Annotated in this window: 32 protein-coding genes and 1 tRNA gene; 17 read left to right on the top strand and 16 right to left on the bottom strand. The window is 60.6% G+C overall.

Features of this window, described 5'->3' with window-relative positions:
- Positions 1 to 49: 49 nt before the first annotated feature.
- Positions 50 to 706: an HAD family phosphatase gene (locus M2D63_RS17590; protein WP_285864220.1), complete on the top strand. Its 657-nt coding sequence runs from the start codon at positions 50 to 52 to the stop codon at positions 704 to 706.
- A 6-nt stretch (positions 707 to 712) separates the two neighbouring features.
- Here M2D63_RS17590 and M2D63_RS17585 read toward each other — a convergent pair whose 3' ends face one another.
- The 3 genes from M2D63_RS17585 to M2D63_RS17575 all read right to left on the bottom strand — a co-directional run bounded on the left by M2D63_RS17585 (position 713) and on the right by M2D63_RS17575 (position 2,769).
- Positions 713 to 1,627, bottom strand: coding sequence for a c-type cytochrome (locus M2D63_RS17585; protein ID WP_285864219.1), 915 nt, complete (start codon positions 1,625 to 1,627; stop codon positions 713 to 715).
- Positions 1,624 to 2,274: a cytochrome c gene (locus tag M2D63_RS17580; RefSeq protein ID WP_285864218.1), complete on the bottom strand. Its 651-nt coding sequence runs from the start codon at positions 2,272 to 2,274 to the stop codon at positions 1,624 to 1,626. The genes M2D63_RS17585 and M2D63_RS17580 overlap by 4 nt, the downstream gene beginning before the upstream one ends.
- Before the next feature lie 141 nt (positions 2,275 to 2,415).
- The gene (locus tag M2D63_RS17575) at positions 2,416 to 2,769 is read right to left on the bottom strand and encodes a hypothetical protein (protein WP_285864217.1); all 354 of its coding nucleotides are present in this window, start codon (positions 2,767 to 2,769) and stop codon (positions 2,416 to 2,418) included.
- A gap of 161 nt (positions 2,770 to 2,930) precedes the next feature.
- Between M2D63_RS17575 and M2D63_RS17570 the strand changes: the two genes are divergently transcribed.
- The 7 genes from M2D63_RS17570 to csrA all read left to right on the top strand — a co-directional run bounded on the left by M2D63_RS17570 (position 2,931) and on the right by csrA (position 7,719).
- Positions 2,931 to 3,233 carry a DUF1883 domain-containing protein gene (locus M2D63_RS17570; protein ID WP_285864216.1) on the top strand — a complete coding sequence of 101 codons (303 nt, stop codon included), beginning with the start codon at positions 2,931 to 2,933 and terminating at the stop codon, positions 3,231 to 3,233.
- 4 nt (positions 3,234 to 3,237) lie between these two features.
- Positions 3,238 to 3,408, top strand: a complete 171-nt coding sequence (locus tag M2D63_RS17565; RefSeq protein ID WP_285864215.1) for a hypothetical protein — start codon at positions 3,238 to 3,240, stop codon at positions 3,406 to 3,408.
- A gap of 24 nt (positions 3,409 to 3,432) precedes the next feature.
- Positions 3,433 to 4,512, top strand: a complete 1,080-nt coding sequence (locus M2D63_RS17560) for a nitronate monooxygenase family protein (RefSeq protein WP_285864214.1) — start codon at positions 3,433 to 3,435, stop codon at positions 4,510 to 4,512.
- Between the two features lie 80 nt (positions 4,513 to 4,592).
- Positions 4,593 to 5,351: a molybdate ABC transporter substrate-binding protein gene (gene modA, locus M2D63_RS17555; protein WP_285864213.1), complete on the top strand. Its 759-nt coding sequence runs from the start codon at positions 4,593 to 4,595 to the stop codon at positions 5,349 to 5,351.
- Positions 5,351 to 6,031, top strand: a complete 681-nt coding sequence (gene modB, locus M2D63_RS17550; protein ID WP_285864212.1) for a molybdate ABC transporter permease subunit — start codon at positions 5,351 to 5,353, stop codon at positions 6,029 to 6,031. Before modA ends, modB begins: the two co-directional genes overlap by 1 nt.
- 3 nt (positions 6,032 to 6,034) lie before the next feature.
- A complete protein-coding gene (gene modC / locus M2D63_RS17545) occupies positions 6,035 to 7,123 on the top strand; it encodes a molybdenum ABC transporter ATP-binding protein (RefSeq protein ID WP_285864211.1) in 1,089 nt (362 codons plus the stop codon).
- A 395-nt stretch (positions 7,124 to 7,518) separates the two neighbouring features.
- The gene (gene csrA, locus M2D63_RS17540) at positions 7,519 to 7,719 is read left to right on the top strand and encodes a carbon storage regulator CsrA (RefSeq protein ID WP_279843489.1); all 201 of its coding nucleotides are present in this window, start codon (positions 7,519 to 7,521) and stop codon (positions 7,717 to 7,719) included.
- 74 nt (positions 7,720 to 7,793) lie between these two features.
- On the opposite strand, the gene M2D63_RS17535 is transcribed toward csrA, so the two are convergent.
- From M2D63_RS17535 to M2D63_RS17525, 3 genes are read right to left on the bottom strand one after another with little or no spacing between them, the layout of a single operon-like run.
- Positions 7,794 to 8,165: a response regulator gene (locus M2D63_RS17535; RefSeq protein WP_285864210.1), complete on the bottom strand. Its 372-nt coding sequence runs from the start codon at positions 8,163 to 8,165 to the stop codon at positions 7,794 to 7,796.
- Between the two features lie 19 nt (positions 8,166 to 8,184).
- Complete coding sequence (locus tag M2D63_RS17530) at positions 8,185 to 9,627, bottom strand: ATPase domain-containing protein (protein WP_285864209.1); 1,443 nt, start codon at positions 9,625 to 9,627, stop codon at positions 8,185 to 8,187.
- A 16-nt stretch (positions 9,628 to 9,643) separates the two neighbouring features.
- Positions 9,644 to 10,798: a nitrogen regulation protein NR(II) gene (locus M2D63_RS17525; RefSeq protein WP_405310456.1), complete on the bottom strand. Its 1,155-nt coding sequence runs from the start codon at positions 10,796 to 10,798 to the stop codon at positions 9,644 to 9,646.
- A 180-nt stretch (positions 10,799 to 10,978) separates the two neighbouring features.
- Between M2D63_RS17525 and M2D63_RS17520 the strand changes: the two genes are divergently transcribed.
- Both M2D63_RS17520 and M2D63_RS17515 read left to right on the top strand, forming a co-directional pair.
- Positions 10,979 to 11,063, top strand: a tRNA-Leu gene (locus M2D63_RS17520).
- Between the two features lie 125 nt (positions 11,064 to 11,188).
- Entirely contained in the window at positions 11,189 to 11,602 is a 414-nt protein-coding gene (locus M2D63_RS17515; protein WP_285864207.1) for a DoxX family protein, read from the top strand.
- A gap of 107 nt (positions 11,603 to 11,709) precedes the next feature.
- Here M2D63_RS17515 and M2D63_RS17510 read toward each other — a convergent pair whose 3' ends face one another.
- The 4 genes from M2D63_RS17510 to M2D63_RS17495 all read right to left on the bottom strand — a co-directional run bounded on the left by M2D63_RS17510 (position 11,710) and on the right by M2D63_RS17495 (position 13,285).
- Positions 11,710 to 11,898 carry a hypothetical protein gene (locus tag M2D63_RS17510; protein WP_285864206.1) on the bottom strand — a complete coding sequence of 63 codons (189 nt, stop codon included), beginning with the start codon at positions 11,896 to 11,898 and terminating at the stop codon, positions 11,710 to 11,712.
- 93 nt (positions 11,899 to 11,991) lie between these two features.
- On the bottom strand, positions 11,992 to 12,186 hold the full coding sequence (locus tag M2D63_RS17505) for a hypothetical protein (protein ID WP_285864205.1): 195 nt from the start codon (positions 12,184 to 12,186) through the stop codon (positions 11,992 to 11,994).
- 145 nt (positions 12,187 to 12,331) lie between these two features.
- Positions 12,332 to 12,793, bottom strand: coding sequence for an anti-virulence regulator CigR family protein (locus M2D63_RS17500; RefSeq protein ID WP_285864204.1), 462 nt, complete (start codon positions 12,791 to 12,793; stop codon positions 12,332 to 12,334).
- 174 nt (positions 12,794 to 12,967) lie between these two features.
- Positions 12,968 to 13,285, bottom strand: a complete 318-nt coding sequence (locus M2D63_RS17495) for a hypothetical protein (protein ID WP_285864203.1) — start codon at positions 13,283 to 13,285, stop codon at positions 12,968 to 12,970.
- Between the two features lie 252 nt (positions 13,286 to 13,537).
- On the opposite strand from M2D63_RS17495, the gene M2D63_RS17490 reads away from it, so the two are divergent.
- Positions 13,538 to 13,897: a hypothetical protein gene (locus M2D63_RS17490; protein WP_285864202.1), complete on the top strand. Its 360-nt coding sequence runs from the start codon at positions 13,538 to 13,540 to the stop codon at positions 13,895 to 13,897.
- A 108-nt stretch (positions 13,898 to 14,005) separates the two neighbouring features.
- Here the strand turns inward: M2D63_RS17490 and M2D63_RS17485 are convergent, their stop codons facing one another.
- The gene (locus M2D63_RS17485; protein WP_285864201.1) at positions 14,006 to 14,491 is read right to left on the bottom strand and encodes a hypothetical protein; all 486 of its coding nucleotides are present in this window, start codon (positions 14,489 to 14,491) and stop codon (positions 14,006 to 14,008) included.
- Between the two features lie 573 nt (positions 14,492 to 15,064).
- Here M2D63_RS17485 and M2D63_RS17480 point away from each other — a divergent pair.
- Both M2D63_RS17480 and M2D63_RS17475 read left to right on the top strand, forming a co-directional pair.
- Entirely contained in the window at positions 15,065 to 15,940 is an 876-nt protein-coding gene (locus M2D63_RS17480) for a universal stress protein (RefSeq protein ID WP_285864200.1), read from the top strand.
- A gap of 49 nt (positions 15,941 to 15,989) precedes the next feature.
- The gene (locus M2D63_RS17475; protein WP_285864199.1) at positions 15,990 to 16,427 is read left to right on the top strand and encodes an acetyltransferase; all 438 of its coding nucleotides are present in this window, start codon (positions 15,990 to 15,992) and stop codon (positions 16,425 to 16,427) included.
- Between the two features lie 19 nt (positions 16,428 to 16,446).
- On the opposite strand, the gene M2D63_RS17470 is transcribed toward M2D63_RS17475, so the two are convergent.
- From M2D63_RS17470 to M2D63_RS17460, 3 genes are all read right to left on the bottom strand, one after another.
- On the bottom strand, positions 16,447 to 16,851 hold the full coding sequence (locus M2D63_RS17470; protein ID WP_285864198.1) for a thioesterase family protein: 405 nt from the start codon (positions 16,849 to 16,851) through the stop codon (positions 16,447 to 16,449).
- 400 nt (positions 16,852 to 17,251) lie between these two features.
- Entirely contained in the window at positions 17,252 to 17,440 is a 189-nt protein-coding gene (locus M2D63_RS17465) for a hypothetical protein (protein ID WP_285864197.1), read from the bottom strand.
- A gap of 758 nt (positions 17,441 to 18,198) precedes the next feature.
- The gene (locus M2D63_RS17460) at positions 18,199 to 18,468 is read right to left on the bottom strand and encodes a hypothetical protein (protein WP_353050870.1); all 270 of its coding nucleotides are present in this window, start codon (positions 18,466 to 18,468) and stop codon (positions 18,199 to 18,201) included.
- A 378-nt stretch (positions 18,469 to 18,846) separates the two neighbouring features.
- On the opposite strand from M2D63_RS17460, the gene M2D63_RS17455 reads away from it, so the two are divergent.
- Positions 18,847 to 19,158 carry a hypothetical protein gene (locus tag M2D63_RS17455; RefSeq protein ID WP_285864195.1) on the top strand — a complete coding sequence of 104 codons (312 nt, stop codon included), beginning with the start codon at positions 18,847 to 18,849 and terminating at the stop codon, positions 19,156 to 19,158.
- A 1,172-nt stretch (positions 19,159 to 20,330) separates the two neighbouring features.
- On the opposite strand, the gene M2D63_RS17450 is transcribed toward M2D63_RS17455, so the two are convergent.
- The gene (locus M2D63_RS17450) at positions 20,331 to 21,251 is read right to left on the bottom strand and encodes a LysR family transcriptional regulator (protein WP_285864194.1); all 921 of its coding nucleotides are present in this window, start codon (positions 21,249 to 21,251) and stop codon (positions 20,331 to 20,333) included.
- A gap of 116 nt (positions 21,252 to 21,367) precedes the next feature.
- Here M2D63_RS17450 and M2D63_RS17445 point away from each other — a divergent pair, with 116 nt between their 5' ends.
- Positions 21,368 to 22,282 carry an alpha/beta hydrolase gene (locus M2D63_RS17445; protein WP_285864193.1) on the top strand — a complete coding sequence of 305 codons (915 nt, stop codon included), beginning with the start codon at positions 21,368 to 21,370 and terminating at the stop codon, positions 22,280 to 22,282.
- Positions 22,283 to 22,337: 55 nt separating this feature from the next.
- Positions 22,338 to 23,264 (top strand): alpha/beta hydrolase, encoded by a 927-nt coding sequence (locus tag M2D63_RS17440; RefSeq protein ID WP_285864192.1) that lies wholly within the window; start codon positions 22,338 to 22,340, stop codon positions 23,262 to 23,264.
- A 355-nt stretch (positions 23,265 to 23,619) separates the two neighbouring features.
- Here the strand turns inward: M2D63_RS17440 and M2D63_RS17435 are convergent, their stop codons facing one another.
- On the bottom strand, positions 23,620 to 24,324 hold the full coding sequence (locus tag M2D63_RS17435) for a murein L,D-transpeptidase catalytic domain family protein (protein WP_285864191.1): 705 nt from the start codon (positions 24,322 to 24,324) through the stop codon (positions 23,620 to 23,622).
- A 129-nt stretch (positions 24,325 to 24,453) separates the two neighbouring features.
- Between M2D63_RS17435 and M2D63_RS17430 the strand changes: the two genes are divergently transcribed.
- Entirely contained in the window at positions 24,454 to 26,163 is a 1,710-nt protein-coding gene (locus M2D63_RS17430) for a murein L,D-transpeptidase (RefSeq protein WP_285864190.1), read from the top strand.
- Positions 26,164 to 26,531: the final 368 nt, after the last annotated feature.

Raw genomic sequence — 26,531 nt, 5'->3', positions numbered from 1 at the left:
AGCCCCCTCGATCGGGTTATGATCAGCGGCCCTTGCCTGGATGCCCGCAATGCTTGAAGCCCTGCTGTTCGACCTCGACGGAACCCTGACCGATACCGACAGGCTCCACCTGCTGGCCATGCAACAGCTGCTGCGCGAAGACGGCCGGGAACTGACCGAAGCGCAGTTCGACGCCCACATCAGCGGCCGGGCCAACGCCGAACTGTGCCGCTACCTGTTCCCCGACCGCCCGCTGGCCGAGCACCTGCTGTTCGCCGATCGCAAGGAAGCGCGCTTTCGCGCCCTGTCGCCCAGCCTCGAACCCACCGCCGGACTGCTGCGCCTGCTCGCCCATGCCGAGCAACGCGGCATCGGCATGGCCGTGGTCACCAATGCCCCACGGGCCAATGCCGTGCATATGCTGGCGGCCATGGGCCTGGAGGGACGCTTCGGGCACGTGCTGGTGGCCGAGGAACTGCCCCGGGCCAAGCCCGATCCGCTGCCCTACCTCACCGCGCTTGAGCGCCTGCAGGCCCCGGCGCCCCATGCCCTGGCCTTCGAGGATTCGGTACCGGGGGTAACCGCCGCCAGCCGCGCCGGAGTCTTCACCGTCGGTCTGTCCACCAGCCAGGCGCCCGAAGCCCTGCTCGAGGCCGGGGCGCAGCTGGTGGTGGCGGATTTCGAGGATGCGCGCCTGTGGGCGCTGATCGAACGGATGTCCGTGTAGCCTGCGCTACTTGCCGGTCCCCTGCCCGATCAGCACGCCGTCGAGTGTCTGCCCGTAGAGGTTGACCCCGTCGTTGGCGTGGTACTTGAGACGGGTTTTCTCGACCGAACCGTCCACCAGGCGCGGGTCCTGGGGCCGTTCATGGCGGTTGATGAAAGCAGCGACATCCCAGGCCTGCTGGTCGCTCAGGCTGCCGGGCTTGCCCAGGGGCATGTTGTATTTGATGAAGGAAGCGGCGGTGTTGATCCGGTGCATGCCGGCCCCCCAGTTGTACGAGTCCTTGCCCCAGAGCGGCGGCATCACATAGTCCTGGGCCACTTTCTGGCCCTGGCCTTCGGCGCCATGGCAGATCGCGCACTGCTGCTGGTAGACCTGCTCGCCGCGCTTGAAGTCATAGCCTTGCGCGGGCTGCGGCACCTCGGGATAGCCCCGCCCCGGCGTTTCCACGCCAATGGGCGCCTTGCTCGCCAGCCAGTAGGCATAGACCGACAGCGCGGTCATCTGCGGGCTGTCGGCGGCCGGTGGCGTGCCGTTCATGCTGAACTGGAAGCAGCCCTGGATACGCTCGGCAAAGGTGTTGACCTTGTCGTTTTTCTTGCGATAGGCCGGGTACATGGGGTACGCGCCCCAAAGCGGCGCCGAATTGCCCAGGCGGCCCTGGTCCAGGTGGCAGTTGCTGCAGTTCAGGCCGTTGCCGACCTTGTCCGGCATCAGCCGACGGGTGTCGACGAACAGCGCGTGGCCCTGGCGAACCATCTTTCCGAAGGCATTGTCCGGCAGTTCGCTTTCCGCCGGCGGAACGAAAGCCGGCGCGCTGCCGGCGGCCGGCACCTGCAGTTGCGACTGGTCGTCCATGGCAATGGGGGCGGCCTGGGCATTGCCCAGGGCCAGGGACAAGACACCGAAAATCATCAGTTTCATGGCTTGCCTCCCTGGCTGGCGGGGCTGGCGAAATAGTTGGCCACCGCCTTGATTTCCTCATCGCTCATGGCCTTGGCCACGCCCACCATCAGCTGGTTCGGATCGTTCTGGCGGCTACCGTCGCGCCAGGCATTGAGCTGTGCCACCAGGTAGGCAGCAGGCTGATGGGCCAGCGGCGGGAAGTGCTCGCCCACCCCGACACCACCCGGGCCGTGGCATTGCACACAGCCTGGCAGCTGGCGGCTCCAGTCGCCGTACAGGGCCAGTTTTTCGGTGGCATCGCTGGCCATCTGTTGCCGGCGGGTATCGGCCACAGGCTCGGCGGGCATGGCCGCCAGGGTGGCGGTGACCGCCTGGATTTCCTCATCGCTGAGGGCCTTGGCCAAAGGTTCCATGATCGGGTTCTTGCGACTGCCGTCACGAAAATCGTGCAGTTGCTTGCTCAGGTAGGCTGCGGGCAACCCGGCCAGGCGCGGAAAACCGGCGGCGGCCATGCCCTTGCCGTCGGCGCCATGGCACCCCAGGCACGCCATGGCGGCGGGGTTCTGCCCGCCCTGGCTGAAGACTTTCTGGCCATCTGCGGCATGAACGGCACCTGCTGAGCACAGCAGCAGGCTACTGATCAGGATGCGATCCAGTGGGATCATCACGGACTCCATTCTCTTGTTATAAGCTTAGACTTATTGTTTATAAGCCTATGGATAGTAGGCCTAGCTGTCCTGAGCTACAACAACGAAAATGGCAACTTGCCAGCTGAAACGGTTGACTCGGCTGATGAACAGACGGCCTCAGCCGGAAATGCAAACGGTCGCTGCCGTCTTCACATCACCCAGGCGCAGCGGGAAGTTGTTCAAGCGCTCGTACAGCTTGATGCTGCTGCCGCTACCTCGCTCATTGATGTCCACCACGGCGGCAGGCCCGTCACCGACCTTTTGTGGTACCACCAGGCGCACGCCGCCTTCATGAAAGGGTTCGACCGTCAGCGGACCACGGGATTCAGCCAGTTGCTGCTGTACGCAATCGGCGTACTCCTTGGGCTTCTTGCCGGAAATGACGCTCATGGTTTCCGGCGTACTCTCCAGTTCCGACACACTGGCACACCCGCCCAGCGTGACTGCCAACGCTGCTACAACCCACTTCATCAAGCTACACCTCCACCACGGAAAAAGACTCAGACCGCGTCCGGGCCATTTTGCTCCCTGGATTGGCAGATTTATCGCGGATCCGCCACGAAGGGCGACAGCGCAACCATCGAATCTGGTATCGTTTTAGTTTGCCCGAAAGATCCATTGCGGAGAGCAACATGAAATTCGTACACCAGCGCGAACACCTCAACGAAGACGACATCGTCGTCATCGAGTGTTCCCAGCGCTGCAACATCCGCCTGATGAACGACGCCAACTTCCGCAGCTTCAAGAACGGCGGCCGTCATACCTACCACGGCGGTGCGTTCGACCGTTTTCCGGCGAAGATCACCGTGCCCAGCACCGGGTTCTGGAACATCACCATCGACACCGTCGGCCCCAGGGCGCTGTCGGCCGTGACCAAGCCGACCTTCACCCACAAGATCAAGATCATCCGCCGTTCGTCGTCGAAATTGAGATAAGCCCATGGACCAGACCACCAAGTACGTCATCAAGTACAAGCTCGACGGCGAACGCCGTTTCGACTTCGCCCAGCTCAGCAGCGATGCGCCGGAGCAGGTCCGCGCCGCCCTGGAAAAACTGCACGGCGAAGATGCCCGCAAGATCACCGACGTCAAGGTGAGCAAGGCCCTGTAACCACCCCGCACAAGGAACCCAGGCATGAGCCGATGGCCGGATACCCGTCTTCTTGATCTGTTCGGCATTGATGTGCCGATCCTGCAGGCGCCCATGGCCGGTGCCACCGGTTCGGCCATGGCCATCGAGGTCAGCAATGCCGGCGGCCTGGGTTCCCTGCCTTGTGCAACCCTGAGCCTCGAACAGATCCGCGCCGAGCTGCAGACCTTCAGGCAGGCCAGCAACGGCCCGCTGAATGTCAATTTCTTCTGCCATACCCCGCCACAACCCGACCCGGCCCGGGCCGCGGTCTGGAAACAGGCGCTCAAGCCTTACTATGACGAACTGGGTGCCGACTTCGAGGCGCCCACGCCGGTCTCCAACCGTGCGCCGTTCGACGACGCCAGTTGCCAGTTGGTCGAAGCCTTCAAGCCCGAGGTGGTCAGTTTTCACTTCGGCCTGCCCGAAGCGAGCCTGCTGGCGCGGGTCAAGGCCACCGGCGCCAAGGTGATCTCCAGCGCCACCACGGTCGAAGAGGCCCTGTGGCTGGAGCGCAACGGCTGCGACGCGATCATCGCCATGGGCTGTGAAGCCGGCGGCCATCGCGGGATGTTCCTCAGCACCGACCTCAACAGCCAGGTCGGCACCTTCGCGCTGGTGCCGCAAATCGTCGATGCCGTGCAGGTGCCGGTGATTGCCGCCGGCGGCATCGGCGACCATCGCGGTATCGTCGCCGCCCTGGCCCTGGGCGCCTCGGCGGTGCAACTGGGCACCGCCTACCTGTTCTGCCCAGAGGCCAAGGTGTCGGCCTTTCATCGCCAGGCCCTGCACAGCGCCCGGGAAAGCGACACGGCCCTGACCAACCTGTTTACCGGTCGCCCGGCCCGCGGCATCACGACGCGGATCATGGATGAACTGGGCCCGATGAGCGAACTGGCGCCCCACTTCCCCCTGGCCGGCGGTGCACTGATGCCCCTGCGGGCGATCAGTGAACCGCGCGGCAACAGCGACTTCAGCAATCTCTGGGCCGGGCAGGCGCTACGCCTGGGCCGGGGCCAGTCGCTGTCGGCCTTTGAACTGACGCGCAAACTGGCGGCCGACACCCTCGCCCAGCTCAAGCGCTGAAGCAGCACTTCCCGTCTGTCGGGTTATCGCTATATAGTTGCGTATATAACGATAACCCTCAGTCCCTGGAGCTGTGTTTCATGAGTACGTGCGCACCCCGTTTCGCCCTGGCCGCCCTGGCCACTTTCATGACCTTCAACAGTGCCTGGGCCGATGAGGTCCAAGTGGCGGTCGCGGCCAACTTCACCGCGCCGATCCAGGCCATTGCCAAGGATTTCGAGAAAGACACCGGGCACAAGCTGGTCGCCGCCTATGGCGCCACCGGGCAGTTCTACGCGCAGATCAAGAACGGCGCGCCGTTCGAAGTCTTCCTCGCCGCCGACGACAGCACTCCGGCCAAGCTGGAAAGCGAAGGCGACAGCGTCAAGGGCTCGCGCTTCACCTATGCCATCGGCACCCTGGCCCTGTGGTCGGCCAAAGACGGCTATGTCGATGACAAAGGCGAAGTCCTCAAGCACAACGCCTTCAAACACCTCGCCATCGCCAACCCCAAGGCCGCCCCCTATGGCCTGGCCGCTACCCAGGTGCTGGACAAGCTCAAGTTGACCGACGCTACCAAGGCCAAGATCGTCGAGGGCCAGAACATCACCCAGGCCTATCAGTTCGTCTCCACCGGCAATGCCGAGCTGGGCTTCGTGGCCCTGTCGCAAATCTACAAGGACGGCAAGATCAGCCAGGGTTCGGCCTGGATCGTCCCGGCCAGCCTGCATGAGCCGATCAAGCAGGATGCGCTGATCCTCAACAAGGGCAAGGACAACCCGGCGGCCAAGGCACTGGTCGACTACCTCAAGGGGCCGAAGGCCGCTGCGGTGATCAAGTCCTACGGGTACGAAATCTGATGCCATTGGATGCCAGCGACCTGGGTGCCATCTGGCTGACCTTCAAACTGGCCAGCCTGACCACCCTGATCCTGTTGCTGGTCGGCACCCCCATCGCCTGGTGGCTGGCGCGCACGCGCTCCTGGCTACGCGGGCCGGTGGGCGCGGTGGTGGCCCTGCCGCTGGTGCTGCCACCGACGGTCATCGGCTTCTACCTGTTGCTGGCCCTGGGGCCCAATGGCTGGATCGGCCAGACCACCGAGGCGCTGGGGCTGGGCACGGTGGTGTTCAGCTTCAGCGGCCTGGTGATCGGCTCGGTGATCTATTCCATGCCCTTTGTGGTACAGCCGCTGCAGAACGCCTTCAGCGCCATTGGCGAGCGGCCGCTGGAAGTGGCGGCGACCCTGCGCGCCACGCCCTGGGACAGCTTCGTCCATGTCGTGCTGCCCCTGGCCCGCCCCGGTTTCATCACTGCCAGTATCCTGGGCTTTGCCCACACCGTGGGTGAGTTCGGCGTGGTACTGATGATCGGCGGCAATATTCCCGACAAGACCCGGGTGGTTTCGGTACAGATCTTCGACCATGTCGAGGCCATGGAATACCTGCAGGCGCACTGGCTGGCCGGGGCCATGCTGGTGTTCTCCTTCCTCGTGCTGCTGGCGCTGTACTCCAGCCGCAGTGGCAAGTCGGCCTGGAGCTGAGCCATGCACAAGATGATCCATGCCCGCCTCAAGGTCAGCCGTGACGACTTCGAACTGGACGTCGACCTGCAATTGCCAGGGCGCGGCATCAGTGCCTTGTTCGGCCACTCCGGTTCCGGCAAGACCACCTGCCTGCGCTGCCTGGCCGGGCTGGAGCGCGCCCCCGAGGCCTATATCGAAGTCAACGGGCAGATCTGGCAGGACTCGCGGCGCGGGCATTTCCTGGCCCCGCATCTGCGCCCGGTCGGCTATGTGTTCCAGGAGCCCAGCCTGTTCCCGCACCTTTCGGTACACGGCAACCTGACCTTCGGCTGGCGGCGGATCGCCCCACAGGCACGCAAGGTCAGCCTGGACCAGGCCTGTGCGCTGCTGGGCATCGAACACTTGCTCGAACGCAAGCCCGCTACCCTTTCCGGGGGTGAAGCGCAACGGGTGGGTATCGCCCGCGCCTTGCTCAGCAGCCCGCAACTGCTGTTGATGGACGAACCCCTGGCGGCCCTCGACGGCCCGCGCAAGCGCGAGATCCTGCCTTACCTGGAGCGCCTGCACGACGAGTTGGAGATCCCGCTGGTCTACGTCAGCCATGCCCAGGATGAAGTGGCCCGGCTGGCCGACCACCTGGTATTGCTGGAGCAGGGCAAGGTCCAGGCCAGCGGCCCGATTGCCGCCACCCTCGCCCGCCTCGACCTGCCCCTGGCCCAGGGCGATGATGCCGGGGTGATCATCGAGGGCCGGGTCAGCCGTTACGATCCGCACTACCAGCTGCTTGGCCTGCAATTGCCGGGCAGCGACCTCGAACTGCGCCTGGCCCACGAACCGCTGGCCCTGGGCACCGCCCTGCGACTCAAGGTACAGGCCCGGGATGTCAGCCTGAGCCTGGCCACGGAGGCCCACTCGAGCATCCTCAACCGTTTGCCGGTCAGGGTCAGCGGCTACCGGCCGGCCGACAACAGTGCCCACGTACTGGTCAGCCTCGATGCCGACGGCAGTGTGCTGCTGGCCCGGATCACCCGCTACTCGGCCGATCAGCTGGGCCTGCACAACGGCCAGCAACTGGTGGCGCAAATCAAGTCGGTGGCGCTGCTGGGCTGAGCTCATCGGGCCTGGAATGACGTCGCAAACGTTAAACTCGACGCGATTGCTGGGCAGAGGCACTACCGCAAACGTTAAACCTGGCGTTGTTCCCCCGGGCTTGCAGCCCCCGCAAAAGGGATCCAAAAGTTCCTAAGTCTGCTGATTTGCACAGAAATTTCCCATATTCGTTCAACCCCCCTATGCTTGCGGGTGTTGGCAGCATTCGCTGCTGTGCAGCGCTCGATCGCCCGCACGGGCACCTGCGACTAAAGACTCTCAACAGAATCTGTGTTCGGGGGAATTAATATCCCGCGAAAGCGTCTTTAATGAAGGAAAAGAGGGATGCGCACTGCGTGTTCCTGGCTGCTGCGGACACGGCCTGCAGGGCAACTTACAACACCAAGGAGAAATACATGCTGATACTCACCCGCAAGGTTGGCGAAAGCATCGTCATCAACGATGACATCAAAGTCACCATTCTGGGCGTTAAAGGTATGCAAGTGAGGATCGGCATCGATGCACCCAAAGATGTCCAGGTGCACCGCGAAGAGATTTTCAAACGCATCCAGGCCGGTAGCCCGGCTCCGGAAAAAGGAGATGAGCACCACGAGTGACGCCCGCTGATTGCACGACGCACGGATGCGCTTGACGCTGAGCACCCCGGCCCTGCTGGCCGGTCGCACTGCTGTCAAGGCAACTCGGGGGCGCCGACCAGTTCCTTGACCTTGGCAATCAGTTGCTCGATGTCGAAGGGCTTGTCGAACACCGCGACGAACAGGTCCGGATTGTCCCGCCCCTCATGAGCCTGGGCCCCGCTCATCAGCATCAACGGCAGACTCTGCAATTGCAGTTCCTCGCGAATCCTGCGCGCCAGTTCCACCCCGTTGAGCTGCGGCATCATGTAGTCGGTGATTACCAGCTCCACCCGTTTTTCCTTGAGAAAATCCAGGGCCTTCTGCCCATTGCTGGCCGTTTCCACCGCAAAACCCACGTCTTCCAGGGCATAGCTCAGGATGTCGGCGATCAGGTATTCGTCGTCGACCACCAGAATCGTGCTCATGACCACGACACCTGCAGGCTCACGCGCCCGGCACCGGCGCCGCGGTACCGGACAGCACCGCCGTGGCCTGGGTGAAGGCCTTCTTCAGGTCGATGCCCTGGCCGCTGATGATCAGCTCCAGCAACGCCGGGTCGTAGTGACTGTCGCGTACCTTGAGGATCGACAGCATGCGCTTGAGCTCCGACTCCAGTTCGACAAAGCGCATCAGCAGCAGGTTATCGACGATGCTCGACAGGTCGGGCGCCGGGGCATTGATCTCCGAGCCGAAGATATCGCGCATCTCCCAGGTCGCCAGCACGGTTACATCACGGGCGCGCAGTTCACCGGTCAGGGCGCGGAAGAACTCGTTCAGCCGCGCCGGGTTGGTCGCCAACCGGGCAAAAGCCCCCAGGCTGTCGATCAGCACCCGGCGAATGCCGTGCTGCTGCACCATGTGCAACAAGCGCGCACCGACCTCATCGAGCAGCCCTTCGGTGGTCGGCTGCCAGGCGATATGCAGCGCCCCAGCCTGCTCCATGGCCGCAAAGTCGTGGCCCAGGGCTGCCGCCTTCAGACGCAGGCGCGGGGGTGTCTCGTAGAAACCGAAGTGCAGCCCGGGCTCGTCGACCGTAGCACCCGCCAGGAAACTCACCCCCAGGGACGTCTTGCCAATGCCCGAGGGCCCGATGGCCAAGGTCATCGATGAACCGGGCAAGCCGCCGTCCAGCAGTTCATCGAGGGCAGGCACGCCGCTGCCGACCCGCGTCAGTTCGGCGCTGCCCCAATGGCTTGGGCGACTGTAGAGCGACTCCAGGCGTGGGTAGACCACCAGCCCATCGCCGGTGATTTCATACTCATGCAGCCCCGCCAAGGTATCGCTGCCTCGGGTCTTGCGCAACTGGATGGCGCGCACCGAACGGCTGCCCACCCGTTCTTCGCCCAGCTCGATCACGCCATCGACCATGGTGTGCTCGGGGCTGCCGTCATCCAGCCTTGAGCTGGTGAGGAACAGCACGGTGCAACCGGCAAATGCCGCATGCCCCTGTAACTCGGCAATGAACTTCTTGGTATCGAGCGAAGTTTCGGCGCGCGAACGGGCGGTGAGCAAGCCGTCGACGATCAACAGCGAGGCCTGGTGCCGGTTGATCTCCCCTCGCAACAGCTTGACCACCTGATCCAGGCCCTCGCGTTCCAGTGTGTCGAACGCACTGACGAACTGGATCTGGTCGCCGACCAGCTGCGGGTCGAAGAAACTCAAGGTCGAGAGGTACTGGAACAAGCGTTCGTGGGATTCGCTCAACATGGTGGCGACCAGCACCCGCCCACCCTGCCCGACATGATGGAAGGCCAGCTGGTTGGCCAGAATGGTCTTGCCCGAGCCCGGCCGCCCCTGGACGATGTAGGAGGCGCCGACGATCAGCCCGCCCTTGAGCAGGGCGTCCAGGCCGCTGATACCGCTGGCAAGACGCTTGAGCTGTTCCACGTTTGCGCGTACCTGTTCAATGGGGTGAAACAGGGGCCGGTTCGAAAGCCGGCAAGTACAGGGTCATGCAGGTGCCCTGGCCAGGCGTGCTGGACACTCGCACGGCACCATTACTCTGCTTGGCAAAACCATAGACCTGGCTCAACCCCAGTCCGGTTCCCTTGCCGAAGGCCTTGGTGGTGAAAAAAGGTTCGAAGATCCTTGGCAACACCTTGGCGTCGATGCCATGGCCGTTGTCACTGATATCGAGGCGCACGAAGTCGCCGTGCAGGTCCTCGACCTCGCCATCGAACCGGCAGTTGCTGGCCAGCAGTTCGATCACGCCCTCTTCGCCAACGGCGTCGCGGGCGTTGAAGATCAAGTTGAGCAAGACCATCTGCAACTGCCCGCCATCGACCTCGACATCCCGCAGGTCGTCATCGAAGCGGATCTGCAACTCGACCCCTCTGGGCAGTGCCTGCCCGATCAACAGTCGAATCGAATCGGTCAGTGCCGGCAACTGGATGCGCGCGGTCTTCAGTGCCTTCTGTCGGGCAAAACTGAGTAATTGCTGGGTCATCTGAGTGCCACGCTCACCGGCATCGAGCACGTGTTCGAGCAAGCGCCGGACGCGCTGCGGGTCCCGGCTGTTGAGGGCCAGCCGCGCCGAGCCGATGATGATCGTCAGCAGGTTGTTGAAGTCATGGGCCACGCCGCCGCTCAGTTGGCCGAGGGCTTCGAGCTTCTGCGCCTGGAACAGTTGCGCGCGCATGGCATCGAGTTGCTGGGCGGCTTCACGGCGGTCGGTGATGTCACGGGTGATTTTCGCCAGGCCGATGATCTCGCCATCCGACGCGCGGATCACATCCATCGCCGTCAGGGCCCAGAAGCGCGTGCCGTCCTTGCGCATGCGCCAGCCCTCGTCCTGGGCGACCCCAGTGCTCAAGGCCCGCTGCAGCAGCCAGTCCGGCTTGCCTTCGGCACAGTCTTCCTCGGTGAAGAACAGCGAGAAATGCTTGCCGATCACCTCCTCGGCGCGCCAGCCCTTGATCCGTTGTGCACCGGCATTCCAGGACACCACATGACCACCGGGATCGAGCATGTAGATCGCATAGTCCACCACGGCCTGCACCAGTTGCTCGTAGCGACTGTCGTGCATGGCGTGCATCGTTGAACGCTCGGTAGAACCCATGGTCGCTCCACGCGAATCGCAGACGTAATCAAGAATAGACAGCATACGCTGCTTGCGATTCCCCGGGAGGGCGAATGCGGGCAGTGAAGTGCGGCGCACGGTTGACTCAAATATAACGATGAGTTATAAAGATCGCTTGATTGCGAGAGGCATGGATACAACGGCCAACCCCGATCAAGTGCGAGTGTGGTGGAATTGGTATACACAGCAGACTTAAAATCTGCCGGCGTGAGCCTTGCGGGTTCGAGTCCCGCCACTCGCACCATCTTCTGTGAAAAGGCGCCTTTATGGCGCCTTTTTGCTACCTGTCATTTTTGCCAGGTCGCCCGGCGCGCAAAGGCCATCACCTGCTGCTAAGGTGAAATTGCCCCACTACAGAGGAAGGCAGCCATGCGCTATACCCTGTTCGACAACCAGCGCGATGTGATCATCCTGCTGGCGCGCATTCTCTTGATGATCCTGTTCGTCATGTCCGGCTGGAGCAAGATGACCGGCTTCGACGGCACCGTGAACTACCTGACCTCACTAGGCGCCCCCATGCCCATGGTGGCTGCCGTGGTTGCCGTGGTCATGGAGTTCTTCGTTGCCATCCTGCTGATCGTCGGTTTCTACACCCGGCCACTGGCGTTTCTGTTGGCCTTGTTCGTGATCGGGACGGCGGTCATCGGCCATCCGTTCTGGACCATGGAGGATCCGGCACGCGCGGCCAACAGCACACAGTTCTTCAAGAACCTGAGCATTTGCGGAGGGTTGCTATTGCTGTCGATCACCGGCGCGGGGCGCTTCTCGGTGGATGGGCGCTAGACAGTCGATTGCAGTAGGAGCAACTGGCCTTGTAGGAGCGGGCTTGCCCCGCGATCGCAGTGTGTCAGACACATCGCATCGCGGGGCAAGCCCGCTCCTACCATCGATCACAGGTCATCGTACAGATCGACGCCCTCATCCCAATCCACATCGTCCAGGTCATCAGCCCCTTCGTCATCATCGACAGGATCGAACATCGGGTCGGCCTCATCCTGCATCGATGGGTCGACGTCATAGAACTCATGATCGAGCAAGTGATCGTGTTCGGGTTCGTGAATATCCGGCTCGTCGTTCATTTTCGGATCCTGCGGGAGCATGGGGCAAAAAGGGACGCCTGTATAAGCCCCGGGTCGCCGCACGTCAAGACGCTACAACCTGCGCCAGGCCCTTCATTCCTTGCGCAGCAGCGCCGCATTGGCCTGGCGGACCATATCCACCCATTCGCTGACGCTGACCGAACCGGATTGCTCCAGCCGCTGCGCAGCCATCAGCGCCTCATCGTACGCCGTCTCCGGCAGTGCACCTTCGCCAAGGAACCTGATGCGCCATTGCAGAATCGCCGCAGCCCCTTTCACTTGATCCATCTCCATCCCCAACCTGCGCGGATAACGGGCAGCAACCGGTGTTGCGCCCAAGCGGCGGCGAGATTACACGAGCGCAAACCATATGAGAATAGTTTGCATTCGTTTTGGAATTGGAGGCGACGAACTCGACGATCAACGAAAAATGCTAATCCAGCGCACCGCTCAGCACCTCGTAAATGATACCGGTGGCGATGGTCACCAGGATCAGGTCTACGCCCGCCTGCTGCCATTGATAGCCATCGTAGTGCGGCAACCGATCGATCAACCTGCCATCGAGCTTTTTCGCAATGCCTGGTGGCAGTGGCTTGCCCCTTGCCAGGTTCTTCCGGATGCCCGGCGGCAATGCGGTGCCCGGGCTCCAGTAGTCGGGGTAACGGGTCAGTATGCTGAGTACACTGCCACGATCGATGCCCGGACCATGGCTGAAGTCGCTGTGGTCACTACCCTGCCCTTTCCCCGGGTTGCCCTGATTGCCATGGCTCTGGGCCTTGTGCGAGTTTCCCTTGCCGTTTCCCTGGCCATTGCCCGGGTCGGCCAAGGCGGTGGCCGAAGATGCGACGACGGCGACGCTGGCAAGCATTGCGATCAATGATCTGAATTTCAACATATCCATACTCTGTGAACAGGGAACACCACCTCCAATATAGAGGTTTTTACGCCAGAAAATTCACGGAGTGAAGGACCTGCGCGCCAGCTCATGAGGTTTCACGAACACCAGCGCGGCAGTTCGAGGGGCGATCCGTGCATGTATCAGACGCCGTTCCTGGCCATGCAGAGCTGATCAAACGTCGATGAAGTCCGGTTCCTGGTCGATGGCCAATTCCTCCGCCAGCGCTTTTTGTGTCGCAAAGCCGTAATTGATGTAGAGGTCAAGTACGGTAAGGCCCGGCGCGCCTTCATGAAACTCGACACAACGCTTCAAGGCATGCTTGATGGCCCCAAGGGCGCGAATGTGATCGGCAGTTTCCAGCCCGTCAGTTTGCAGGATGCGCTGCTCGATGGCTTCTACCGCCGAGAGCTTCTCCCGCGCGGCTTTCAGGCTGCTATCGCCAGTTTCGGAGATCTTCGCCCACCCATGGTCGACTATTGGATTTTTCATTCCAGCTCCTTTGTCCGGCCCCATGCCGGTTATTGGTTAATAGTCCATCCCACCCCAAATTGCCACCATGGAGCATGCGCACTGGCCGCCACGGCGCCAAGGCAAGGCACGCTGGAAGGCACAACCGCCCAGCACTGATATCGCCAGCTCGCTGCTACGCTTACCCAAGCGCCAGATGAACGGCCCAGCGCCGATGCGGGCCGCTCGTTTGGCCGGCATGGCAGGTACTCTTGCCTGCCATTGGGAGGCAGCATGAAACCGTTAAAGGTTGTTGTCTTGAGCGCATGCCTGTGTCTCGTCGGGGCAAGCGCTGCAATCGCTGATGAAGTGATTTCCCAGGAAGGTGACACCACGGTTGGATCTGGATTTGGTGCAGGCACGGGACTGCTGGTGGGTGGAGCGACAGGCGGCCCAATAGGGGCGCTGGTGGGGGCAGGAGCAGGATGGTTCATTGGATCGGGCGTGCAGTCGGTAACCGGGCAGCAAGAACACGCCTACACGGTGCGAAGCGACACCGGTGAAGTGACCACGGTGCGCACGCCCCATCAAACCTTTGCCGTCGGCCAGAAGGTCGAAATGAGTGGCATCAGGCTGCGCACCGCAACACCATAAGCCGTTCCCGATCCCTCCGTGAGGAAGCCCGCTTCGGCGGGCTTTTTGCCAGTTACGCCCCCGTCCTCGATTGCAAGGGCGTAACGACATCCTTTGAGGCAAGACGACTCAATGGTCGTTCTTGCTGGAGGACTCCATTGCGTGGCTCAAGCCCTTGGCATTGTGGTCACCCGGCGTAGTCCCGGAGACGGCAGTCGCCTTGGACAAGCCGCGGGTATCCTTGGAATGGGCGACACCGGAGGTGGTGGTGCCGTGTCCATTGTCGTCATTGCGGGTGCTGCCATAGTGCTTGCCGCTCACACCATGGTCACGCGTCGACCTGCCGGCGTGTTCAGCGCTCGTGCCCATGCCGTTGCTTTTCCCGGCATGGCCGCCAGCACCTGCGCCTGCGCCCTTGCCGCCACCATTTCCCCCACCGTGACCACCACCGTGACCGCCGCCACCACCGTGGCCGCCACCACCGCCACCACCGCCACCGCCACCGCCACCACCTTTGGCATAGGCCGAACCGATAGGCGAGAGGCCATCAGGTAATACAGCCGTTGTTCCTAGCACAAAAGCACAGGCAAACACGGCTACCAGGGTTTTCTTCATGATGAACACGCCTCCAGAAGGCGAGGGTTGGGATGCCTCTAGGACCGGTCTGGAGCCACTAAGTTCGGGGCTTGCCGACGAAATGCAGGCCCTGCCTGCAGGGGCGGCGAGGTCAGGATAACGACGTCGATCATCGATTGATCGTTCAGTCAGTGTGCTGGTAGATGAGATTGATTCCCCAAATCCGGGGAATCCGCTGGGCAAACTACCCAGGCAACTTTTCATCAAGGCTCGCCACCCCGGTACAGATAGATGGCCACAAGATCAACAACCAGTGCTATCACGACCGCCACCATCTCGAAGTAGTTCTCCAGGTCAATCACGACTCAGTCCCCCAGTGCGATCCGTTCCTGGAGACGAGCAATTTCCATTCCATTACTCAACCTGCGCCCTGTCCCCTGCGCTGGCCGAGTCAAAGGGAGCTTGGCGGCCACCTTTGACCCAAATCAAAACGCTGCGCGCAGTTCGCGAGACGATGGCTGACAGCAGGGAACGGATAGACCACAGGCCAACACCTTGAGCTCAAGGCAACGCCTTGGACTCAAGTGCACAGCACTGCATAAGGAGCCCCAGATGACCTCGTTGAACCACGTACTGGTTGCCACCGACTTGTCCACCTCTGCCCGCAACGCGGCAGAGCGCGCAGCACAATTGAGCAAGGCGCAGCATGCATCACTGGATCTGCTCTATGTCGCCAATCCAGCCCCCTTCGAGCGCCTCAAGCAGGTGGTGGCACCTGATGAAGACTTGTTGAAGCGCGCGCTCGAAACGGCAAAAGAGAAAATTCACGATCTGGCCGGCATGCTGTTCCAGCGTTATGACATCGCCTCCGGCACGCAGGTCGCGCCCGGCTCGGTGGTCACGGAAATCACCCGTGTAGTGCAGGACAAACGCATCGACCTGTTGGTCTGCGGGGCAAAGGGACAGAGCCTGGCCCGCCGCCTGCTGTTGGGCTCTACCGTCCAGAGAATGCTGAGCCGTATGCTCTGCCCCCTGCTGGTGGTCAAGCATGCACCGCGCGACGCGTACCGTACCCTGCTCGTCCCGGTAGATTTTTCGCCAGCATCGCTTCGCTCCATCGAACTTGCAAAATCCGTTGCTCCGCAGGCCGAGATCATCCTCCTGCACGTGTTCGAGGCCCCCTTCGAAGGCAGCATGCGGTTCGCCCATATCGATCAGGACACCCTCAACCACTACCGCAATGTCATCCGCAAGGACGCCGTGGAAAAGCTCGCGGCATTGAGCCAGGCCGCAGGGCTGGCCGATGCCCGGCAAATCGTGGTGCACGGCGACCCATCCTGGCGGATCGCCGAGAAGGAGCAGGAACTGGACTGCGATCTGATCGTGGTCGGCAAACAAGGTGAAAACGCTCTGGAAGAGCTACTGATAGGCAGCGTCACCAAGCATGTTCTCAACGAGTCCCAGTGTGACGTGCTGGTGTCGCTGTAAATAATGGGCCGTTTCGAGGACACTGTATGAGTGTCCTCGAGATGACCTCATGATCATTCGCCAAGCTATTGCCGCAGACCATCCGCTGTTGCTCGACATCTGGCTGCGCGCTGTTCGCGCCACTCACCATTTCCTGCAGGCGTCCGATATCGACGCACTGCTTCCCCAGCTACGCGATGTTTACTTGCCCGCTGTCGAACTGTGGGTCGCGGTAGATGCTGAAGACTGTCCGCTAGGCTTCATCGGGCTCGATCAAAGCCACGTGGAAATGCTCTTTATCGCCCCGGATCGCCACGGACAAGGCATAGGCCGTGCGCTACTGGATTACGCCCGCAGCGCGCGCACAACGATGAGCGTCGATGTAAACGAGCAGAATCCCCAGGCCGTGGGTTTCTATCTGCATTACGGATTTGTCCAGACCGGCCGCTCTGCCCTGGACGGCGAAGGCCGGCCATACCCGTTGCTGCACATGAGTTTGCCCGGCTAGCGCCCCCGCTGCAGCCCTTTCACTGAAGGAGCGCCCTGAGCTGCGGGGGAATCGCCACGACTGCTCGCGACTCTGGCGAAACGCACACCTGCGTCAGGCTCGCAACGAATGCCAGCACATCTGACGCAATACGCCCTTCGACTGAGAACGAGAATGAATGCTCCCCCACATTCGACACACTCACCTTGATTGTAAGCTCGTCGTCCCAGGTGACCGGATGCAGGAACTCCAGAGAAAACGCTCTTGCAGGAGGCAGTATATTGAAACCCATAAGGGTCCTGAGTCCTGGGCCATCCAGCCAGATACCCAGCGCCTCATGAACAGCCTCCAGCGCGAAATATGAAAACCTGGGCGTATAGACAATACCTTCAGGATCACAGTCGCCAAAAAGTACCTTTCTTTTAATAAAGACCGGGCTCGACATCACACCATTCCTTAGCAGTGAGGAAGAGACGCGACTGTAGAAGAGATTGTGAAAATGAGCAAAAGCATCCTGCGGCGACCACGGCCACGTCCACTGGTCAGCCAAGGGACGTGTATCGCGAAAACAAGCGTCTACTGGTGGTCATGCCCTCTGGCGCTACGAACAAGACGCCAAACGAGGTGTGCCGCCCATGAGAAGCCTCCAGAAGATCACCCAGCAGCGCCGCCGGCAGTTGCATGTTCATATGCCGCCCAGCGGATTGAAGGAGGCGGCTTATGGCAATGGACCAGGTAGAGCGCGATCGACGCCAGCGCAAGAAATCACTGTATCGCCGGCTGTAGCGCGAAAGCTGGATTCAGGGTATCGGCGCGAAGCTCTAAGAGCTGGCTATGAACAGTGATCAGCCCTTAGCGCTGTCTTCGGCAGCATCCGCTGCATGATCGGTTATCCGAGTCGGCCCGGCAGCTTCCGATCCCATGTAATACGACTTCAGCACCAACTGGCTGGTTTCGTATGCGCAGTATGCGCTGGTAGTGGATGCCACTGAGATAGCCAGCCCGAAAGCCACCATTAGTGTTCTGTTGCTCATCTGGCGCTCCTGCCAATCGAAAAAAAGTGCGGACCTTACCTAACCACGCCTCTGTGCGCCACCCCAATAGACGGATGGCGCCTGGAGCGCCCTGTGCCCACAGCAATCGACCTGTTGCCGGCCTCAGAGGATGGTGTGCTGGAGCGAAGCTCAGGACAACGCCATCGAATGCCGACAGCAACCTGGTTTACAGAGCGCACAATGGATAAAACCACGCTTGAGCGGGTCACCCTCGTAATGCCTTGCCTCAAACCAGATTGCCACCATACCGATGGCCCCAACTGAGGGTGCAGTTGCACCCAGGTCAGGGGATCAGACGCTGGCTTGAAGGAACACGAAAATGGCCACTGCATCCACAGCCAGCACGGCCGTCAAGACGAAGCTCAAGAAATAGAAGTCATCCTGGAACATGTCTGCGTACCCCGCATGATCAGTGTTTCAGGAGCGAAGCAACTCCCATTCCAACCATGCCGCATCTGGTCAGGGGCCTGGCGCTGGATCAAGGAAGGCAGGCACTCCCAGGGTGCTTGCCTAACCCCCAGTGGGCTGTGTCATCGTTGTTGTACCCGCAATTCATCTACTCCTGTAAATTGAAGAAAAGACACCGTACACGGGCTACTCAGCGCTTGGAAAGACTACAGGAAGGGGGCTCTACACCGTCAAACCCATGGCCTACGAGCGGTGCGAGTACCACGACAGCGAATGCATGTTCGGTTTAAAGGTCCGCCGGACCTGATCCTCCGGCGCAGCCCCCCACCTCAGGATCCAGACGCCTGAACCTGGCATACCCCATTGGCTTTGTTCTTGCCCGTATACGAAACATCAGGCGAGCCATCCGGGTTGATCGACAACGAGATAGTCACCTCGCTGCCTTTGGCTTCGAAATAGTTATCGTTGAACTTCTTCAGCTTGCCTTTCTTGCCATTGATGTAGATCGGGCCGCCCTTGTCTGCGTGGACCTCAATGTTTCCAGGGCATGTTGCGTTCAGCAGCGGAATCCCAGCCTGAGCCGCGCCCGACGCCACCAGCCCCCCCCAGCAGTAATTGCTTCATCTCACGCGCCTCAAGTGGATTGAAAGAGATGGAAGCGATAGCCCAGATCGGCGCTGCCCGCCAGCGCCTTAGCGCTTTCCTTTATGGGCAGGCATAAAGCCACCCACGAAGAAAACACTCGCGGGTCCCACAAGCCAACTGACGCTCGTTCCTGGACTGACAGCCGGAACAACAATGGTTACTGCGAACAGGCCTATGCCTGCCCAGAGGCGCCTGCGTGGCGTGAACCATTCCCTCACGACCTCCAGCCTTTTGCCCATTACCACTCTCCCTGTTTGGTAAGCGGCGCAGCATATCACCCACTTCAACGAATCACGCCCCCCGGCGAGGGCGGCGCCTGCCTGGAGATCACCATGAGCACATTCGCCGTGTTCGGCATGACCGCCGATGTAACGCTGGTTGAATGGGATGAGGCCATGGCCGAGTGCACGGCAGCGATCATGGCAGGCGAGAGGGTCAAGCAGCTTAGCCAGCTGTTTGATGCGCCCCAGTATGCCCTTCCGTTCATAGCGCTTGCCCGGAAGACAGGTGAGCGCCGAGACCTGCGCATCAGGGCGAAGTGTGTGATCACTGATTCCGATGACAGGTCGGTGATAAACAAGAAGACCAAGGCGCCGATGGTCGGGTGGACGGATTACTCACCCGACTTGTCGCGAGCTGCTTAAACGTAGATTGCCGTTAAGTCGGTGATCATGGGAATCGGGCGCGTAATCCTGCTGGCCTCAAGCCAACCCCTGGTTCGAGCCACATCAAGCTTCTGCTGGTTGACAGAGAGCAGGCGCTCCAGCGTTCCAGAAAGTCGATAGTGGCCGCAACCGTCGCTACACCTCAGCTCAGTCCAGTCCCCCAGAATTGGAAGTTTTTCTGATTCAGCACTGCATACGAAGCATTCCATCATCAGCCCTCCTTTTATTAGTCAAATGACTTTAGCCTAACCAACACGAGATACCGCTATGACCACCGCAATCGACCTGTTCGCCGGCCTCGACGGATGGCGCACGGCGCGCGCCGCAGGCGTTCAGGTTCTCTGGGCGGCTAGTCACCAGACGATAGCGGCTCAAGACTCATCCGCGAGTCGAAAGCGGAACTGCGCGGGAGCTCCTGGGGCCTTGAAATACGATTCCTCAATATGCAAGGCGCCACAATGCTGGCAATTGAAAACCTGCCCACCGGATTCACTGTCATGGCGAAATTGAATTTCGGTTTCCTTGCCGCACTTTTTGCAAGTGACCTTTTGATTCATAGCATCGCTCCAACCCCAATCCCTTAACTGTAGCCGCATCGTTCTCAAGCGCAGATAGGTAGACCAAGTGACCTGGGAGGAGCTGATGCAATTGAAGCGCGAATGCGGGCGCGGTCGACCGTGTCCGGCTGCCGGGGCACTCGAAAGAGAAGATCACGCAGGACGTGTATCGTCGCGTCGGCGAGATCGTAAGCCTCACACGATAGATCGAGTTGCGGAACACTCGGCTTTTTTCAGCCCAAACGAAAAACCCCGCAGACCTTGATCTGCGGGGCTTTCAATAATGGAGGCCGAGGTCGGAATCGAACCGGCGTAGACGGATTTGCAATCCGATATTTTTCTATTGCATTTCAATAAGTTATAGCGAAATTGATTCCGCAAGTTCGCCGTCAATACCTCGCTGAAACCCGCGAAATACGCGGGGCAATAATTCAGTTGCGGAACTGATTTCGCCCCCTCCTCTGGCGTCCTGCCGACCGCACACAATTCCCTCCTGCAGTTCGACTCCTTGGGCGGGCCAACTCAACGACGACCTCGAATGACTGCTTCCGGCCAGAAGCAGTCACTCGCTCCTTCGTTTCTGCGGCCACAATTTCAGCCCAGCAGGGATCGCTTCTCTAACAGAAAGTCGATCAGCGCCCGCACCTTGGCCGGCATTTGCGCACGTGTAGGGGCGTAGAGATAGAAGCCGGGGAAAGACGGGCACCAAGGCTGTAGCACCCTCACCAGTTCACCCGACGCCAGTTGCTCGCGCACACAGATATCCAGGTACTTGACCAGGCCAACGCCCTGGATGGCCGCCTTGAGCATGCTCTCGTCATCGTTGAACACCACGCTGCCCCGAGGCTCGAACACCTGGGTATGGCCATCCCCGTCCGGTGCCGTGAACGACCAGCGGTCCAGTGTGCCGCTGCTGGTGAAACGATACGCCAGGCAGTTGTGCTGGTTCAGCTCAGCCGGGCTCTGCGGAATGCCATGGCGCTTGAAATAGGCTGGTGAACCGACTACCGCCATCTCGATGCGCGGGGTAATCGGCACCGCCACCACATGCTCGTCCAGACTATCGCCCAGGCGAATCCCCACATCGGCACCGTCGGCGATGATGTTGGCGAAGCCGTCGTTGAGCACCATCTCCAGGCGCAGCCCCGGAAAGCGGGCGAGAAACTCGCCCAGGTGCGGTTCCAGCAAGGTTCGCGCAGCAATGCGCGAGGCATTCACCCGGATCAGCCCGGTCGGCGAGGACTGCGCCTCACCCAGTTCAGTGACCGCCAGGTCGATCATCTTCAGCGCCGGGGCCAGGGCGTCATACAGGCGCTGGCCTTCCTCGGTCAGCGACATGTCGCGGGTGGTGCGATGCAGCAGGCGCACGTTGAGCTGTTGCTCCAAGCCCTTGAGGTGTTGCGACAGCGCTGCCCGGGACATCTCCATCTCGGTCGCAGCCTTGGTGAAGCTGCGGTGGCGAGCGATGTGGACGAACCAGGCCAGGGCCGGAAGCAGTGATGGATTGATCGACATATTGTTCAGTTTCCCTGACGACTGATGTCGAGTATTGCATATTTTTCTATGACAACCCTTGACCTACCATGAATCCATCGAGCAACAAACAGACGCTCAACACCGGAGCCAGGACCATGCATAACGTCACCATCCCCACCCTCAACGGCCACGGCATCACGCTCGCCGCCGTCATTCATCAACCGGCTGGCTTTGATACCGGCAAACAGTACCCGGCCATCGTCGTCGCCCATCCGGGCGGTGGTGTGAAGGAGCAGGCTGCTGGCCTCTATGCGCAGAAGCTGGCTGAACAGGGGCTGCTGGCCATCGCCTTCGATGCCTCCTACCAAGGCGAGAGTACCGGCCTGCCGCGCCAGCTTGAAAACCCCCATGTGCGCACCGAAGACATCAGCGCAGTGGTCGACTACCTGACCACGCTTCCCTACGTTAACCCGGCCCGTATCGGTGCGATGGGCATCTGCGCCGGCGCTGGCTACACCGCCAATGCCGCAATCAACGACCGGCGCATCAAGGCCGTTGGCACGGTGAGCGCCGTCAACATCGGCCAAATGTTCCGCAATGGCTGGGAGAACACCGTCAAGGATGCTGATGCCCTGCCGTACATCGAGCATGGCTCACAGGCGCGTAGCAGCGACGCCAAGGGCGCTGGACTGGCAACCCTGCCTCTGGCGCCGATGCGCGAAGAAGATGCACCGAACGAAGAACTGCGCGAGGCTTGGGAGTATTACCACACCCCTCGCGCCCAACACCCCAATGCACCAGGCTTCATGACCGCGCGCAGCCTGTCGCAGATCATCACCTACGATGCCTACCACAAAGCCGAGGCCTTCCTGACTCAGCCCTTGCAGATCGTGGCGGGCACCCAGGCGGGTAGTAAATGGATGAGTGATGATCTCTTGGCCCGAGCTGCCAGCAGCGACAAGCACATGCACCTCATCGAGGGGGCGAACCACATGTCGCTGTACGACAAGCAGCCCTACGTAAATGAAGCCGCCTCTGTGCTGGCTGATTTCTTTCAGAGCCGCCTGTAACCCTTCCTTTGCCAAACACCCGGCGCCCCGGAGCCGGGTTCAGGAGTACGACACGATGAGCACCCTCCAGCACGTCACCTACCGCAACCTGGGCTGGGACAGCGCAGCCGACCTGTACCTGCCACCGGATTTTGACCAGGGCAAAACCTACCCGGCCATCGTCAGCACCCACCCCATTGGCAGTTGCAAGGAGCAGACTTCGGGGAGTGTCTATGGTCGTCAGCTTGCAGAGGCAGGCTTCGTGGTACTGGCCTTCGACGCCAGTTTCCAAGGTGCAAGTGGCGGTGAGCCACGCTTTGTGGAAGACCCGGCCATTCGCGTCTCCGACATTCGCTTCGCCATCGACTACCTGGTGACGCTGCCTTATGTAGACGCGAACCGGATCGGCGCCATCGGTGTGTGTGGGGGCGGTGCGTATACCGTCAGCGCCGCCATCACTGACTACCGGATCAAGGCGCTCACGTCGATCACGGGTGTGAATTTCGGGCGCTTGATGCGTGAGGGATTCAGCCAGTTTGACCCGGTGGGGGCATTGAACGCCATGGCCCAGCAGCGCACCACCGAAGCCAAGGGGGCACCGCGTCATGTCATCAACTACCTGCCGGAGTCGGTCGAAGCGGGTAAACAGGCAGGCCTGACCGATATCGATGTGCTGGAAGCCACCGACTATTACAAGTCATCGCGTGGGCAGCAGCCCAACGGGGCCACCAGCGGTCTGTTTTCCTTCAACAGTGCAGCCATGGCCTGGGATGCCTTTGCTCACGCCGAAACCCTGTTGACCCAACCGCTGCTGGTGGTGGGTGACAAGCCGGGCGCCTTTGGTGCTTATCGCGATGGCTGGGAGATCTATGGTCGCGCGGCGTCAAAAGCCAAGCAGATGTTCGTTGCCGAAGGCTGGTCGCACTACGACCTGTATGACCGCCCGGAGCCAGTGGCCCTGACCATGGCGCAGGTCGTTCCATTCTTCAAGACACACCTGTAACTCACTGAGTTCAGACCTTCAAAATCGGCTCCACCGGAACGGCTGCCCTCATGAAGGGCAGCTATGGGTCGTTAATGGTCAGTCGCGAATGGCTGCTAACGACCCATTGCAGCCGTTCGCTAACGTTTACAATTGGTCGGAGAACGCCTATCCAGATCATTCTGTGCAGAAGGGATAGAACTGGGAAAATTCAGGGGTCGCTATGACATGCGGAAGGGTTCTGCTCCCACAATTGCACTTAGAATAAGTCACCCATGGTGGTGCGTTTAAGCAGTCAACGGGGGATGGGGCGTATAACGTTACTGTCAATCTAAATAGGGGGACGCGAAGCATTTTTGACAGGCGGGGGCTTGGGTTACTGGCGCTCCGTAGCCTTCTCAGAAGACGCTACCGTGCGGCTCCCACAATTAATGTAAGAAGAAGACTTCAGCCAGCGTTGATCGGGATAGTAGGAAAACAGTAACTGCCCATCTTTCATGGAGTCGATCAGCCGATGCGCAATCGCCGGTCTCACTGCCGGGCAGCCGAGGCTTCTGCCGATGCGACCGTTGGCGCGGGCCAGCACCGGGCTGACGTACGGTGCGCCGTGGATGACGATTGCCCGATCAAAAGCGTTATCGTTGAAGCCCGGTTCCAGGCCTTTCATGCGCAAGGAATAGCCGTTCTGGCCACGATAGCTTTCCTGGGTACGGAAAAGCCCGAGGCTGGTGGCGAAGCTTTCGTTCTGGTTGGAGAACTGGGTGGCCATGTTGTCGCCGCTGTTACGGCCATGGGCGACAAGTTCGTGGAAAAGCAATTTGCGCTTTTTCAGATCGAATACCCATAACCGTTGTTCGGTTGAGGGCAGGGAATAATCGATCACTGCAAGTCTCTGTGCCGGAGCAGCGCCTTGGGCGCGGATACATTGGGTGGCACGAACCGCTAGGGCGATGACCTTGGCATTGGCATTTGGAGCGGCTTTGGCCAGCGCAACTTCAAGCGAATCGGCGTAGGCTGTGGGTATGAAGGCCGACGTCAACAGCAGCGCTGTAAGTGGAAAGCCAAAGCTATGTAGCTCCATATGTAAATCTCATCAAGAATATGTCGAGTCTAGCAGCGGTTTGGACGCTAGCTTTCTGATTTGCGAGAGATTCAAGGATTATCCAAGGTGCAGTTATCAAGGGTATTCGTCATAAGCCGTGCTTTATTTATGGTCTTTCTGATCAGCGGCACTGCGCTGGGTGAAACGTCGCAGATCGTGTTGTCGGTATCTGCGCAGGTCAATCCGGCGACTGCAGCGCCTGACGACATCGTTGGACAAGGGATCCAGGCCGCGCTTGAACCCCTGGTATCGTCATTTCCTCCCTTGATTACCTCTCGCAAGCATCAACGCGCGGACATCAATCGCGTTGTTCTCGATTTCTATTCCCATCGCAACTATCGCGCTGCCTGGACAGACGGGCGCGATATCACCCAGTTGCTCAAGAGCCTGAATGACATACAAGCTGACGGCCTGAACCCTGCGGACTTCCGGGGCGACGAGTTGGCCGAGGCTCAATCGTTTTTGCAGGCCTCCGCGCCGACGCCAGCGCAAACGGCGGCTTTTGATATCGCGCTGACCCGCACCTACATCACCGCACTCCTGCAATTGCGGCGCGGCAAGGTCAATCCGTCGCGGCTGGATTTTCATTGGAACTTCGACCCGATCGGTGTTGATCCTCGTGAAGATGTGAACAGTTTCTTTGCTGCCCTGGATGCTCACGATGTGGCCCGTGCGTTCGCCCAGGCGCCGCCGCAAGAGGCGGTTTATAGCCGCATGCGTGAGGCATTGGCGCAGTTGCGTCAGGTTCGCGATGCCGGTGGTTGGCCGAAAGTCGCCGAAGGGCAGTCACTCAAGCCGGGGATGGACGGCGCTGTGGTCGCACAGTTGCGTGCCCGTCTGGTGGCCGGTGGTTATCTGGAGCCGCATAAGGGCAAGCGCAGTGCTTACGACGATAAAGTCATTGCTGCGGTGAAGAAGTATCAGGTCGATCAGTATCTTGGCGTGGATGGCGTGGCTGGGCCGGCGACCCTGGCGGCGCTGAATGTGCCTGTCGACGCACGGATTGATCAGGTCCGTGTGAACATGGAACGGGCGCGCTGGCTGCTCTACAAACTCCATGGCACTTTTGTCGTTGTCGATATCGCCGGCTACAAAGTGGCGTTCTATCGCGACGGCGAACCCATCTGGCGTTCCCGGGTGCAGGTCGGCAAGCCTGTGCGCAGCACCCCGGTGTTTCAGTCCGAGATCACCTACATCACCTTCAACCCCACCTGGACTGTGCCGCCGACGATTCTGGTCAACGATATGCTGCCCAAGATTCAGCAGAACCCGGGTTACCTTGCGGCCAGCCGGATCAAGGTCCTTGATCGTGCTGGCAACGAACTCGATCCGGCGAACGTCGACTGGTACAACGCGCGCGGCCTCACGCTGCGCCAGGACGCCGGCCCTACCAACTCGTTAGGGCAGGTGGCCATTCGTTTCCCCAACGACTATGCGATTTACCTGCACGACACGCCGCATCGCGAGTTGTTCGCCAAGCCCGTGCGCACCACCAGCTCCGGATGTATTCGGGTGGAGAATCCACTGCAGTTGGTCGAGTTGTTGTTCAACGACCCGGTGCGCTGGAACAGCGAGGGGATTCAAAAGCAGTTGGCCAATGGCAGGACCAAGAACATCAAGCTTCCGGTCAAGGTACCGGTGTTGTTGGCCTATTGGACGGTCGACTTGAGCAGCGAGGGGCGGGTGACGTTCAAGCCCGACATTTATGGCTACGACATGCCGCTATTGCGGCAGTTGAATTTGCCTTCAATACTGCCCGCCTTGGCGTTGCCGCAGGCAGAAACGACTATGGTGGTCACAGGGCAAAGCCAGATTTAGGAAGCGCATGAGCAACCAGTAATTGCGACGCCCACCGATTGGAGCATGTCCACTTGCGCTGCGCTCGAATACGCTAGCCTAGCGGCAATACAAGTTGGTTGATCGAGCGGTAGTTGCCGATGGCGCGGGGGGGTGAGCATGCGGTGCGTCCCAGCTTGAACTGAGTGATCGATTGTGGCCGAACAGGGCCTGTCTTACTACCGATCAGCACGGCTTCGGAGTGAGACCCTCCTCAAGGGGGGGCCAAAAGTGCACGTACCATCGTATTGAGATAGTGGGACGCTGCGACCATTCGGGGGAACCCTGCGCTTTCTGGCTGAGTCGCTGTTCCAGGCTGTGTCCGATTACCAGTTCCGGGTCATGGCCAA

The sequence above is a fragment of the Pseudomonas sp. BJa5 genome, assembly GCF_030272875.2.
GTDB lineage: Bacteria > Pseudomonadota > Gammaproteobacteria > Pseudomonadales > Pseudomonadaceae > Aquipseudomonas.
This window is presented reverse-complemented; position numbering and strand designations above follow the sequence as displayed.